The 12,484-nt window shown below is 48.5% G+C and carries 13 protein-coding genes; 2 read left to right on the forward strand and 11 right to left on the reverse strand.

Annotation, left to right across the window (positions count from 1 at the left end; translation table 11 throughout):
• Positions 1–107 precede the first annotated feature (107 nt).
• The 8 genes from D829_RS0114865 to D829_RS0114900 form a co-directional block, all read right to left on the reverse strand.
• Positions 108–965, reverse strand: a complete 858-nt coding sequence (locus D829_RS0114865; RefSeq protein ID WP_026081181.1) for an SDR family oxidoreductase — start codon at positions 963–965, stop codon at positions 108–110.
• A gap of 123 nt (positions 966–1,088) precedes the next feature.
• Positions 1,089–2,417 (reverse strand): F390 synthetase-related protein, encoded by a 1,329-nt coding sequence (locus tag D829_RS0114870; protein WP_017689699.1) that lies wholly within the window; start codon positions 2,415–2,417, stop codon positions 1,089–1,091.
• Positions 2,410–3,273, reverse strand: a complete 864-nt coding sequence (locus D829_RS0114875) for an MBL fold metallo-hydrolase (protein WP_017689700.1) — start codon at positions 3,271–3,273, stop codon at positions 2,410–2,412. Before D829_RS0114875 ends, D829_RS0114870 begins: the two co-directional genes overlap by 8 nt.
• Complete coding sequence (locus D829_RS0114880; protein WP_017689701.1) at positions 3,267–4,262, reverse strand: NAD-dependent epimerase/dehydratase family protein; 996 nt, start codon at positions 4,260–4,262, stop codon at positions 3,267–3,269. Before D829_RS0114880 ends, D829_RS0114875 begins: the two co-directional genes overlap by 7 nt.
• Entirely contained in the window at positions 4,259–5,551 is a 1,293-nt protein-coding gene (locus D829_RS0114885; RefSeq protein ID WP_017689702.1) for an ATP-grasp domain-containing protein, read from the reverse strand. The genes D829_RS0114880 and D829_RS0114885 overlap by 4 nt, the downstream gene beginning before the upstream one ends.
• Entirely contained in the window at positions 5,541–6,542 is a 1,002-nt protein-coding gene (locus D829_RS0114890; protein WP_017689703.1) for a beta-ketoacyl-ACP synthase III, read from the reverse strand. Before D829_RS0114890 ends, D829_RS0114885 begins: the two co-directional genes overlap by 11 nt.
• 274 nt (positions 6,543–6,816) lie before the next feature.
• The gene (locus D829_RS0114895) at positions 6,817–7,707 is read right to left on the reverse strand and encodes a TIGR01777 family oxidoreductase (RefSeq protein ID WP_017689704.1); all 891 of its coding nucleotides are present in this window, start codon (positions 7,705–7,707) and stop codon (positions 6,817–6,819) included.
• Positions 7,708–7,823: 116 nt separating this feature from the next.
• Positions 7,824–8,345: a hypothetical protein gene (locus D829_RS0114900; RefSeq protein WP_017689705.1), complete on the reverse strand. Its 522-nt coding sequence runs from the start codon at positions 8,343–8,345 to the stop codon at positions 7,824–7,826.
• Between the two features lie 167 nt (positions 8,346–8,512).
• Between D829_RS0114900 and D829_RS0114905 the strand changes: the two genes are divergently transcribed.
• Both D829_RS0114905 and D829_RS0114910 read left to right on the forward strand, forming a co-directional pair.
• The gene (locus D829_RS0114905; RefSeq protein ID WP_017689706.1) at positions 8,513–8,887 is read left to right on the forward strand and encodes a BlaI/MecI/CopY family transcriptional regulator; all 375 of its coding nucleotides are present in this window, start codon (positions 8,513–8,515) and stop codon (positions 8,885–8,887) included.
• 6 nt (positions 8,888–8,893) lie between these two features.
• Complete coding sequence (locus D829_RS0114910; RefSeq protein ID WP_152417037.1) at positions 8,894–10,210, forward strand: M56 family metallopeptidase; 1,317 nt, start codon at positions 8,894–8,896, stop codon at positions 10,208–10,210.
• A gap of 100 nt (positions 10,211–10,310) precedes the next feature.
• Here D829_RS0114910 and D829_RS0114915 read toward each other — a convergent pair whose 3' ends face one another.
• From D829_RS0114915 to D829_RS0114925, 3 genes are all read right to left on the reverse strand, one after another.
• Complete coding sequence (locus D829_RS0114915; RefSeq protein ID WP_017689708.1) at positions 10,311–11,045, reverse strand: YdcF family protein; 735 nt, start codon at positions 11,043–11,045, stop codon at positions 10,311–10,313.
• Positions 11,046–11,095: 50 nt separating this feature from the next.
• Positions 11,096–11,422: a nucleotidyltransferase family protein gene (locus D829_RS31120; RefSeq protein ID WP_017689709.1), complete on the reverse strand. Its 327-nt coding sequence runs from the start codon at positions 11,420–11,422 to the stop codon at positions 11,096–11,098.
• 214 nt (positions 11,423–11,636) lie between these two features.
• The gene (locus D829_RS0114925) at positions 11,637–12,482 is read right to left on the reverse strand and encodes an AraC family transcriptional regulator (protein ID WP_017689710.1); all 846 of its coding nucleotides are present in this window, start codon (positions 12,480–12,482) and stop codon (positions 11,637–11,639) included.
• Between the last annotated feature and the right edge of the window lie 2 nt (positions 12,483–12,484).

A 12,484-nucleotide genomic window follows, 5' to 3' on the forward strand; every position in this document is an offset into this window, starting at 1 on the left:
TGAAAGAGCAGACCCACAATCGCAAGAAGTAAAATAATGACGATGAATTCGAATATGGCGAACCCCTCCCATTAGGAAATTACGCAATCGTGACTCGTACCTTATCTCTATTTTAATCCACGGGCGATGATCCGCTCCAGCCACTTCCACGGTAGCAGTGCTTTACCTATGATGAGCACATGCGAACCTTTTCCGAGCGCATATCGAAGCCTTGGTGCACGTATCCGCGCAATTCGGCCGATCAGATCTGCCACTTCCTGTGGGTCAGGTGCAGTCTCGCTCGCATGTTTGGAATAACGAAGAACCGCGTCCAGCTTATGCTTATACGGAGAGTCCTCGCTCCGATGGATCTCGCCCAGACCCTTATTCCAGATCGGTGTGCGATAAGAGCCAGGCTCAACCAATACCACCCGGACACCGAACGAAGACATCTCATGACGCAGACTTTCCGTGAATCCTTCCACAGCGAATTTGGAGGCAGCATAGGGAGCATACCCTGGAAAACCGGACAACCCACTGACGCTGGACAAGTTAATAATTAACCCCTGCTCTTGTTCACGCATCACAGGCAAGACCGCACGTGTCACAGCGATTAATCCAAACAAATTCGTTTCCATCTGGCGCCGCCAATCCTCCATCGATACTTCCTCAATGAACCCGCCCACCGCAAATCCCGCATTGTTCACCAGCATGTCGATTCGGCCATTATTGTGAAGTACGGTCCCCACAGCTTTTTGCACCGATTCAGCATCGGTCACGTCCAGTTGCACATATTGCAAACGTTCGGATATCCCCGCCTGTTCAGCCAGCTTCACCAATTCTTCTCTTCGACTCAGATCACGCATTGTAGCAACAACAAGATACCCCTGCTTGGCAAGGGTGATTGCGGTAAGCATACCGAAACCACTGGATGTACCTGTAATTAAGGCCACCGGAGCGTTCGCTCTCTCCTTTGTCTTCTTCACTACATCAGAACCTGTGTTAATCTGCCCCTGCTCGGCTTCTGTTAAGTGTTCCTCTACTGTCACGGCGTGACCTTCTTTCCTCGGTAAATTGCTTACTTCCTACCTAGACCGTAAGACTCCTGCTTAATCCGTCACTCCGTTATGCCGTCTCTCAACTCTGCGTAGCTTTGTAATTCCCGGTTCAAACGTATACGGAACAAATCTGATCTCAGGTAAGGTGCATTCAAGCCGCTCTCCCAGCTTCATCAGTTCACCCCGTACATCCGTCTCGACCTGCTCCATCACTGCACTCCCGCCAAGCCGAAGGGATACTTCCATTGTTCCGTCTCCTTGCTGCACCACACGATAATGTTCAATATCCGCCGAAGCCGCAATGACTGAACGAGTGACGAAATCCGGAAAGACCGGTATCGTCTCACCCGTATGTATGTGTGTAAAATAAAGCGTGTCATCACAGCGGCCTTCGATCCGCTCAATGGCGGTAAATGGGGAACCACAGGCACATGGCAGCGCCGCCTCGGTCAGAATATCATTCAGCCGATATCGGATAATCGGCTGTGATGTTCTGGAGAAGTCCGTAATAATGGGCACGAACCGTCGGGTGGCGGGATCAATGAACTCTTTTTCAATATGCACAATGTCTTCGTTCAAATGCAGTGTGCCATAACGACAAGTAGCACCCAGGAACCCTTCTGTACACTGATAGACTTGATGAACGGTCTGTCCAAAAACCTGCTCCAACACCTTGCGATCCAGGGGGTCCAGCACCTCGGCAACAGAGATGATTTTATCCGGTACAGCGGTCAAATGGCCTACCACATAGGCGTCCGCCAACAGACGCAGCATGGATGGAGGAGCTACCCATACGGTAGGTTGGTAGGTTTCCAGCCGATTCACCAAGGTCTCCACACGCTCTAGCAGATCAAAGTACTGAAACTGCAATTTGCCACGTTGCACCGATTCATACAGATTACTGTTGGTCCGCAGGAAAAACGCAATCTTCGCAGGTTTCCACAGTCCACCAGGCAGCAACTTGGCCAGCACCGTACCCGTCCACGCATCCTGCTCCCGATCACTCACCAGAAATATCCCCCGGTTCCCTGACGTGCCTGAAGACAGTCCAACCGTCACACCTTGAATGGAAGGTTTGAAATCACGCGTTTCTTCACTTTCACCTGCAAGAGCCAGCGCTTCGTCCTTGGTAATGCCCACCGTGTTCAGTGTATCGAAGTGCTCCATCATAATCGATTTGTCAATCAAGGGAAATCTTCTCCAGTCGGATGCGTTCAAGCTCCCCCACCACTTCTCGTAAAATGGAGATCGGGCACGGATCTGATGAACATGCCGAATAATCCGGTGCTCTTGCCAGCGCTCCAGTTGTTCTCGCGTTTTCCATGTTCGCAGCCCACGTGCGAGTGCATAATAAACCACAATACGAAAGGTATTACTCATCGTTTCGGCCTCCTGCACCCCAAGTGTCTAGTACATCTCGACAATGACTCGGCACAATCCGAATGTGTGAAAACTGCTGATGCAGCTGAACTAGCCTGTCAAAGTTACGGTGGTATTCCTGTCGATCAGACATAATAATACCCGCGAGCGCATGAGGTCTGCGCTGTTCACGAAAAGCCCGACTCGACCACACCGCGTCCGCGCAGAGAAAATAGTCATGTTCTTCTGTACGCAGCAGGAGCCCCATCATGCCTTCCGCATGACCGGATACATCCACCCCCAGCAGACTGCCATCACCAAAGATATCGTAGACCTCATCAAAAGGGAATCCTCCCCCTATTCTCGTCCACCGCTCAGGCTGACACGTAACAGGCAATGATTTGGCCATAAAATCCTCGGGCAACAGCCCGGCAAGAAAACCTGCCTTTACAGCCGCAATCGGACCAAGTGAGCGCACAGCATCATAGGCCCTTGGCAGATAGATGAATTGTGCCTCCGGGAAATCTCGTACACCCGCGATATGATCGCCGTGAAAATGGGAGAGGATGATATACCGAATATCAGAAGCTTTCAGTTCAAGCCCAGCCAGAAAATGAACGGCACTATCCTCTTCACGATAGACCACAGGTGTAATATGACGATACAGTGCGTTAGGCAAATGAGCCGTTTCCTCGAAAAAGCGGGAACTATATCCCGTATCCAGCAGGATCGGTCCATGTACGGGATGAATGATGCAGGCAAATCCTGCCGGGAAAGGCACCGGGCTCAACCGACCACCACGCAGCGTCAGAAACTCTGGATGTGTGCAGTAACCCGCCGCACCCAGATATAGTTCTACCGGAGTTGTCGTCAGCATGATTCAGCCCTCCACCAGTCTGCAAATTGTTGCAATCCCTCTTCAATGGACACCCGAGGGACGTACCCCAATTGCCCCCGTGCATCGGTAATATCCAACGTCTGTGGGATGGATAAGGAGCCGACTGTATACCGTGTTAATGGAGGTTCACCCAACGCAGGAATAAAGCCATGAACACGCTCCAGCAACGCTGCCACACCATATGCCATCCGATAAGGAATGTTTCGACGACGCAAGGGCATATCCAGCATGCCAAACAGGCTGCTCACCAACTCACTGAACGCCCTTGGATCGCCATTGGAGATATTGTAAGCTCTTCCGAGCGCTTCGTCAGAGGCATCTCGGCACAATAATAGGGCATCCACTACATTATCCACACATGTCAGATCGATTAAAGCCTGTCCACCACCGATCATCGGCACGCCTGATTTTTCATTTGCTGCGACAATTCTGGGAAATAACGTCTGATCATACGGACCAAAAATGGCTCGCGGTCGAATCATGATCGACGGAAGCCCCTTCGCATGCCCCTCCATTACAACCTGCTCAGCGAGAAGCTTCGTGGCTGCATAATGATTGGCTGGTTTGGATGGCAACGGATCATTCTCATGTACGTTATATCGCGTGTTGTAGTTAAAATATATACTCGGAGTTGAGACATGTATGAATCGCTGTACCTCATTATGCAGGCAGACATCTACAAGATTCTGCGTCCCTTCCACATTACTGCTATAAAAGTCACGATATCGGCCCCATGGCGAGGATAAAGCTGCGCAGTGAAACACCACATTCTGTCTCGTACATGCTTCGTTTACTGCCGCTATATCCCTTATATCTCCATCGAGGAATCGGACTCCTGCCGATTCAAGTTCTGCACCAATCTTAGGCTGTCGGCCCATACCGGTGACTTCCCATCCCTCTTTGGCAAGTCGTATCGCGAGATGCCTGCCCAGACATCCCGTAGCTCCTGTAACCAATGCTCTATTCATTGTTGTTCACCGTTCCATTCTATGTCATGAGTCAAAGCTTCAGTCAGCGAGCACTTCTGCGATCTTGCCAGACGCCATGCGGCCAGCACCACTCCGAATTGTTCAAATACAGGCTGGATATCCTGCCCTACATAGACCACATCCCTGGTTCCACGCCATGCAGCTGTCCATGCACGGAGCTTCCCTTTGCCAAAGATCTGCTGTACCCCGCTTCCCAGCATGGGGAGCATGAGCATGGCTTTGCTGCCCCGTGCTGGCGTGATCATTTTTCCTTCCTTGACCAACGTCTCCGGTTCAGTCAGTGCACGCACCAAGTCATCTCCGGGGTGAAACAGATGAATCCCACTCGTTGCTCTCGGATTACACTCAATCGCGTATACTTGCCCATCCGGACCTTCTATAAAATCAAACCCAATCTGTCCACTAAAACCCGTTGCCTCAACAAATTGTCTCACCCACGCAAGGGCACCCTCATGTTCCACATGTTCAAAAAAAACACTGGCTCCCACGCTTCCTGTACGATAGCGACTGTCGTAAGTGGCATGTGCAACCAGTTGCCCTTCATGCGCTATGCTGTATGTACATAACATCTGACCAGGAATGTAGGCCTGTGCAACCCAAGGTGAAATAGATGATAGTGCTACCTCGTCCGGAGGGTCGTTACGGAAATGTCGACGTTTCTTTTCACTTACGTTTCCTTCCTGATCCGTCCCTGCCCTAGCCTCATCGTTCATGAGTGTTGGCATGCGAACTTTGGCTGCGAAGCGGGAATACACCGGTTTCCATACCCAATCTCCTACTTTTCCCAGAACAGACTGAGCTTCCATCCATTCCTGCCGACTGTGGATCAGGTGTGTATCCGGAACCGAAAGACCGAGTGACCCTGCAAGCTGGATAAAATCATATTTATGGTGCAACTCATGTAGCTGCTCCAGAGTTGTAACCAGAACACGGCAATATGCACGCAATCTGTCTGCCCCTTGGGCAACATAAAAGACTTCTTCACACATCGGAATCAACAGGTCGATCTGCCAATCCTGTGCCAACCGTTCCAGCTCTGCCAGATAAGCACGTGTGTTATGACGCGGCGATGGGACCACAGCGCACTGTTCCACTGCACGAGATAATCTGGTCAGATGCCGTAAGGCACTCTCCGCAACATAGACCCGATGGCCTGCCCGATGAAGCATGCGTGCCAGATCGAGCGTTACGGGAGCCCTTCCTCCTGTAAGCAACACACGGAGAGAAGCAGCTGTACGATGTCTGGTTTCCCCAGATCTAGTAGTCAAAAATGAGTCCTCCCAATGATAATCCGGCAGCCGTGCCAATCATCAACACCCGATCACCACGCTGAATACGCTGTTGTCTAATCGCTTCATGCAGACCCATTGGGATCGATGCCGCAATCGTATTGCCGTGATTTCGTGTGATGTCCATAAACCGATCTTCAGCAATGCCAAGCTTCTTACGGATCAGTCTCATCGCCATGGCACTTCCCTGATGGGGAATGACCAATTGGAAATCCTCCATTCGATTCCCGGTCGCCTGCAGCATATCACCAATGAATCCAGGCAAAAGTCTGGAAGCCATGCGGAAGATCGCCTGTCCATCCATATGAAAAAGGTAGGGTTCAGGCTGATCCGCCTTATAATTCGAAGCATGCAGCCGTGTACCTCCACCTGCAATCTCCGAGAAGCGAGCACCTCGGCTGTAGGTTTGAAGGGAAGCATGTACAATCTGAGAGGATGACCCTTCAGGCGAACGCTCAATAATAACAGCGGCCGCTCCATCTCCGAACAGGGCCGCACTTTCTTTATCCGACCAATTCAGTCCGGCTGAGGCAATCTCGGTGGCTACGAGCAGTACTCGCCGGTAACGTCCGGCATCTACCATATAGGAAATCACATCCAGTCCGTTCAGGAAACTTAGGCAGGTTGCATCCATATCAAAGGCAGGTACGCCCGAATCTTGCTGCCCCATGGCCTGCTGGATAAATACCGCCGTACTTGGCAACGGTTGTTCCTTCGTGCCACTGGTACACACCAGACAGTCGATATCACTAAATTGTAATCCTGCATCCGCCAGTGCAGCTTCCGCAGCCCGTGCGCCCATGAAAGAGGAGGTTTCTTCACCCGAAGCATAATGACGTACACCTACGCCTGTAGCTTTGCTAACCCAGCCCGTAGGCACGTCCAAGCGGCGATCCAGTTCCTCATCGGTGACTTCCTGTTCAGGCAGGTACTTCCCTGTTCCCGCGATCCTTACTCTTCTAAGTTGCATTTCCCCAACCTCTTTCTGTTCATCTGACTGATATATATAAGTTAATTGTATTTACACAGACACTGCGATGACAGAACAACTTTCCGATCGCTGTTATCCCCAGATTTTTTTGATTCCCTTCTTAAAAAGGGAAAATCCGGGGATAAAGGCGAACGCTTCGCTTCTTCAAGTTATTTCTGTCCTCTCCGTTATCGTGTAAATGTTTAGTTGAACATATATAACAAAAGGGCAGATGCCTCTGCCCTTCCTGTTGTGTTTTCTTTTGTATGAAGTGTCATTTCTTCTTATTCAAAATCTCGGCAAGTGCGGCATCTAGCGTACCGTATGTGAAAGTGAATCCTTCCCTCTCCAATCGCTCAGGAATTACCCAACGACTTTTGAGAACCAGTTCCGTCTCGGTCTGAATAAAACGTGCGCCCACTTCAAGCATCCATCGAGGAGAAGGTAGTCCGATCCGAACACCCATCTGTTCTCTCAGACGCGCCATTAGCTCCCGATTCGTCACGGGATGCGGAGAGGACGCATTGAACACACCATTTAAGTGTGGTTGCTCTTGCAGATAGATCACCATGCGGAAGAGATCCTCGATATGAATCCAGCTGAACTGCTGTGTTCCTGCGCCTTGAGATCCTCCCAGTCCAAAACGGACGAGGTTCGTCATGGGCACCATCACGCCGCCCTCACCCAGCACAATCGCGATCCGCAGTGCAATCTGACGCGTAGACGGCAGACTGAATTCAAAGAAAGCCTGTTCCCATGCCTTGGCAACGTCGACCGAGAATCCAGAGCCAATCTCGCCCTCTTTTTCCGTCATGGGACGATCTTCAGCATGTCTGTATATGGTCGCTGTACTCGAATTAATCCATAGTTCGGGAGGATGATTACAAGCCAGGACGGCTTCCCCGAGAATGCGCGTTGTACGGGTTCTGGATTCCAGAATGACTTTGCGATTCTCATCCGTATAACGGCAGTTCACCGATTTACCTGCCAGGTTAATCAACATTTCTGCTTCTTCCAGTGCCCCTATAATTCCTGCACGATCCTCCCAGGCAATATGACCGGGCTGACGCGAGATAATTAACACCTCATACCCCAGCTTTCTGAACCTTTGGGCAAAATCCTGTCCGACAAATCCCGTTCCACCAGCTAATACAACCTTCTTCACGGTATCCCCTCATTTCCCATACTGGGTAAAGAATTCGCAAGATATAGATTGGAATGTTTCTATGCATGCAAAATGCAGATATTAGATTAACACCGCCGGTGACCCGTTGGTTTGATTTAATTCGCACCCAAGGCTGCGTACATGCGATCCCGCTCTTCGATAGCCCATGCGTTTGCAGGGTTTTGTTCCAGCTGATATCGGAGTTCATCATAAAAATCATGGATCATGAATCCATCTGGCAGATTGCCAAGCATGGCTGTAAAGTTGTACTCCGGCAGTGTTCTCTTTCCTTCACTGATCTGCTTCAGCCAGTCCATCCACTTTGCAAGAGTAAGCACTTCCTCCTGCCATAACTCAGCCTGTAACCCAAGCGCATCCTGAAGTTGCTCGTACGCCAATGGATCGGCGAAGACCCGGCAGGCCTGAACAGCTAGTTCGTACAACTCGGTCACTGCACGGCGTACCTCATGTTCAAGTTCGACCTCCAAGCCTCCCATGTAATCCTGAACCTGGATGCCCTGTCCATCATCATATAATAGTGGTGCCTGCGCCAACAGGCGTACAATCTCTTCCATCGCTTGCATTGAAACTCGCTTCTGCTCATAAAGAGCAGGTAATTGATATGCTGTAATAATCATTCACTCCTACATCGTTCTTCTATTAATGACCTATATTATAACATGGTTTGGCAATCATCTATCAGGATAACTTGACTATCCACTACAAGTTGTAGTAGTTTATACGTACTACGTAGTGTAGTAATACAATCGTTATGGACGCATAACGATGTTAAGGAGTGTTCACTGTGAACCAGATTCAAAAATTATCCGAAACTGAAATGGAGTTAATGGTTGTTATATGGTCATGCGCCCCACCGGTCACCTCCACAGAACTATTAGACATATTCGCTGAGAAGGGGAAAGCGTGGAAAGCGCAGACCATGTCTACCTTTCTGTCGCGGTTGGTGGATAAAGGCGCTCTTACCGTTACGAGACGCGGACGGACCAATGATTATGAGCCTCTTCTAAAGCCCGAAGATTACAAACTACAGGAAACGCAGCATGTTCTTGATGGACTCTATCAAGGTTCAGTCAAGAATTTGGTTTCGGCCATGTATGACGGTGACAAGCTTTCAGACGATGACATTTCAGAACTGAAAAAATGGCTTTCGGAAAAGTAGGTGCAGATGATGAATATCTTTTTTGAAATTCTGTGCAACCTGACCGTGGCGGGAAGTATCGTTTCTGTTTGTATTTTGGCACTACGACTTATACCCGTATCTGTTTTTCCGACCAAGTGGCTCTACAGACTCGGTAAACTGGCTATCTTGTTTTATCTCTTCCCGGTATCTCTTGGACTTTCATGGCTTTTGGATATTGCATTCCAAACGACATCAACTATACCAGGTACGGAGAATGCAGCAGCTTCGGGTGTACTTGCAGAAACGTTTATCCCGGAACAAACCATCTCGGTAACCACAGCCTGGTTCTTGTTATGCGTCTGGGGTATTGGAGTCATCAGTTTTTCTGCATGGCAGGTGTACTGTTATAGAAGATTTTTGAATGATTTATCTCGTACACGTACCCCGGTCCTCTGTCATAGTGAAGCAGCTATACAGCTACCATTAATCAAAGAGGCTTTGGGTCTCAAACGCAATATCACGCTTGCTCACAGCACGCTAGTACGAAGCCCTATACTGGTTGGCTTGTTTAAACCCACGATATATCTGCCACCCGAAAATACGGTGAAAATGGACATCAGCATGGTAATTCATCATGAGTTGTTACATCTAAAACATAAAGATCTGTGGGTCAAGGCTTTGACCTTGGGGGTTAGTGCCCTGCACTGGTTCAATCCCCTGATTCATATGATTCGCCGGGACATTCATACCTGGAGCGAGTTGGCCTGTGATGAAGATGTGGTGAAAGAGATGTCCCATGAAGAGCGAAGACGATATGGTGAGACAATTTTAAATGTGATGGCGGGAACCAAGCAAATGCCTGCTCAATTTTGTTCGTCCCTATCGGGTGAAGGCAAACAATTAAAAAGGAGATTGATGATTATGTTTAATGTAAAGAAACTGAAAAAGAAACATTGGATGATAAGTATGGGAGCCCTCCTGCTTATTACAGGAGTAAGTACGTCCACCGCCGTATGGGCATCAAACCATACGGTTAAAGTAGAGGCCCATGCTACTGAAGCTGTGCCTGTTCCTTCTACGGATGGCTCTCCTAAAATCGTAGCTTCTCCCAACAAGGTCGGAATTTCCGAAGCTGTAACTGCTCCTTCTACTTCCGAAACTCCTGAGATCGTGGCTCTCCCTGAGGATGAAGTTTCCGAAGCTGTGACAGTTCCGGCTGCTACTGTTCCTTCTACTACTGAACCTTCTGAGGCTAAAGTTGTAGCATCAGCCACTGTTCCTTTTACCGGTGAATCTCCTGAAATGGTAGCTCTCCCTGGGGATAAGGTTTCAGTAACTGTACCTGCTCCTTCAGAAAAATAACCTATCGTTAAGAAGCAATAGCCATCCTTATATGCAAACAGGACGAAGCATAGATCATAGATCTCCGCTTCGTCCTGTTTCCGTTTTTCTGTCATGTGCATTAGATAAATGTTTTGATCGTAGCAAAATATTCACGGATCATGTTGACGGGTTTCAGATAACCCGGTGACGGGGCAGATATGCCGTATTCTGCCGCATAACCGTTCTTGGCAGCGATATACTTGGATCGAAACATATGATAGTCACTGGTGACAATCATGATCTCGGGGTGCTCTAACCCGGATTCAAGAATGATTTTTTTGGAAAAGGCCAAATTCTCCTGTGTACTTGTGGAGCGATCTTCCATAATGACTTGGGCGGGGTTAATCCCCTGTTCAATCAAATAGTTTTTCATGGCAAGCGCTTCAGGAATGGATTCTCCAGGTCCCTGCCCACCCGATACAATGACCGGTGTCTGAGGATGGCTGCGAATGTAGTCCAGACTGGCATCCAACCTTTGTTTCAGGGTCAATGACAATTCCGTTCCACGGATACCCGAACCCAGAATGATAACATAGTCCGCTTCTTCCGGATCATTCGCACCAAGCTGTGTGAATACAAGGGCTTCAATAATGACAAAAGAGACGGCAACCACGCCAAATCCGGTAAGGATAATCCGTTTCAGAATAACATGCTTCTGATAGTCGATCCGTCTTAGCACGATAAAAGCCACCGTGATCATTCCGAAAAACATGACTGGGAATCTTTGGCCCCAGAAGGCCAGAAATGCCACAAAACATGCCAACAGGACAAGATCAATGATCAGTCCATTTTTTTGTAAGAACTTTTTTATCAAATCCGTAGACACTCCTTCTTGTACCCGCTATTCCGCAAATCACTTATTATTCAAGCTGTTATTATCGTTAGTTGCGGCCATTGTTCCTGCCAGCGCTTTTTGACCGACCACTTTGAATTGCCCGTCTCCTCACGAAGCTGTTGTTCGAGCTGTATGTCTCGCTCCTCACGCAAGTCTTGCGCATCATAATAGACAACATCAATATCGCTGTGAAGTTCACGAAGATCATATCCATGCAGAACATCCCAGATATAATTACGAATATATCCTGCACCTATGTAACTTTGAGGCAAATGGAGACTACGAACTCTCCGCAGGTCATGCATTAATTGCTCGTGTTGGATGATCGTCTGAATGAATGGGTTCTCATATAACATATCTGCCTCCTGCGGTATACCTCGTTGTCCTCTTATTGCTGTTAACCTTCGTTCCAATATATCATGTTTACCTATCTGCAATAAAATGAACAACGCTTGAACATCCTCTGTACAACTTCGAATCTCTGATTAATCACAACCAAATAACCCATAAACAGCTTCGGTTATCCGAATGTTTATGGGCTACAATGATCGAGTTCGTAACGGTTAAAATTTATTTAATCGGTATCCAGATTTGTGGCGGTTGATTGGGGCCCGGGTATACTTCCAGCTCCGGCATATATGCGTGCTCATACGGGTTGGATGGAAACCATTCCGAAATAATCCGTTTCCACAGAAGCTGCATACTTTCAGGCATCGGGCCTTCTACTTCAAATACACTCCATTTGGAAGCAGGCATGGTGAAGCTTGATAATCCTTCCGGTACTTCACCATCGTAAGTCGTAGCAATCCAGTATTGCATCTGTTTCTCCTGAATTTCACTCTGATCCACAACGACACCGAGTAAACCTGGAATATCCCCGTTGTTCAGTTCAAATAAACGATCCTCTGTACCGCTCGTCCACGCTTCCTGCCACATCTTCCCGATGCCTTGCAGATGTTCTCCATCTGCATATGAGAAAGTCTGCTCTACTCCGACCAACGTAAATTCGGGATGTTCAACGATTTTATATTTCATCGGTTCTGCTCCTTTTAGACTCACTTGAATCACCAGACGATTATACGATTGGATAGCGTTACCATTCTTACGAGCCTCACTAGGTGCGATCCCATGTTGTCTACGAAATGCTTTGGAGAAGGATTCTGGTGTGTCGTAACCGTATTTAAACGCCAGATCAATGATTTTGTGATCACTTTGAAGCAGCTCATGTGCCGCCAGTGTCAACCGTCTGCGTTTTATGTATTCGCCCACAGTAACATCTGTTAATAAGGCAAAGGTACGCTGAAAATGAAAAGGAGAGATATGGGCCTGCGCTGCAATCTGCTCCATCGTCATATTTTCGAGTAAGTGGTCTTCCATATATTGAATAGCGACCTGTAATGCGTTGATCCAGTTCATGT

Origin of the sequence: Paenibacillus sp. PAMC 26794 (assembly GCF_000316035.1) — a bacterium.
Lineage (GTDB): Bacteria > Bacillota > Bacilli > Paenibacillales > Paenibacillaceae > Paenibacillus.

Excerpts from the sequence above, each read along its gene's own strand:
- D829_RS0114890 (WP_017689703.1), bottom strand. The coding sequence starts at position 6,542 with ATGCAACTTAGAAGAGTAAGGATCGCGGGAACAGGGAAGTACCTGCCT.
- D829_RS0114880 (WP_017689701.1), bottom strand. The coding sequence starts at position 4,262 with ATGAATAGAGCATTGGTTACAGGAGCTACGGGATGTCTGGGCAGGCAT.
- D829_RS0114900 (WP_017689705.1), bottom strand. The coding sequence starts at position 8,345 with ATGATTATTACAGCATATCAATTACCTGCTCTTTATGAGCAGAAGCGA.
- D829_RS31120 (WP_017689709.1), bottom strand. The coding sequence starts at position 11,422 with ATGTTATATGAGAACCCATTCATTCAGACGATCATCCAACACGAGCAA.
- D829_RS0114925 (WP_017689710.1), bottom strand. The coding sequence starts at position 12,482 with ATGAACTGGATCAACGCATTACAGGTCGCTATTCAATATATGGAAGAC.
- D829_RS0114910 (WP_152417037.1), top strand. The coding sequence starts at position 8,894 with ATGATGAATATCTTTTTTGAAATTCTGTGCAACCTGACCGTGGCGGGA.
- D829_RS0114875 (WP_017689700.1), bottom strand. The coding sequence starts at position 3,273 with ATGCTGACGACAACTCCGGTAGAACTATATCTGGGTGCGGCGGGTTAC.
- D829_RS0114870 (WP_017689699.1), bottom strand. The coding sequence starts at position 2,417 with ATGAGTAATACCTTTCGTATTGTGGTTTATTATGCACTCGCACGTGGG.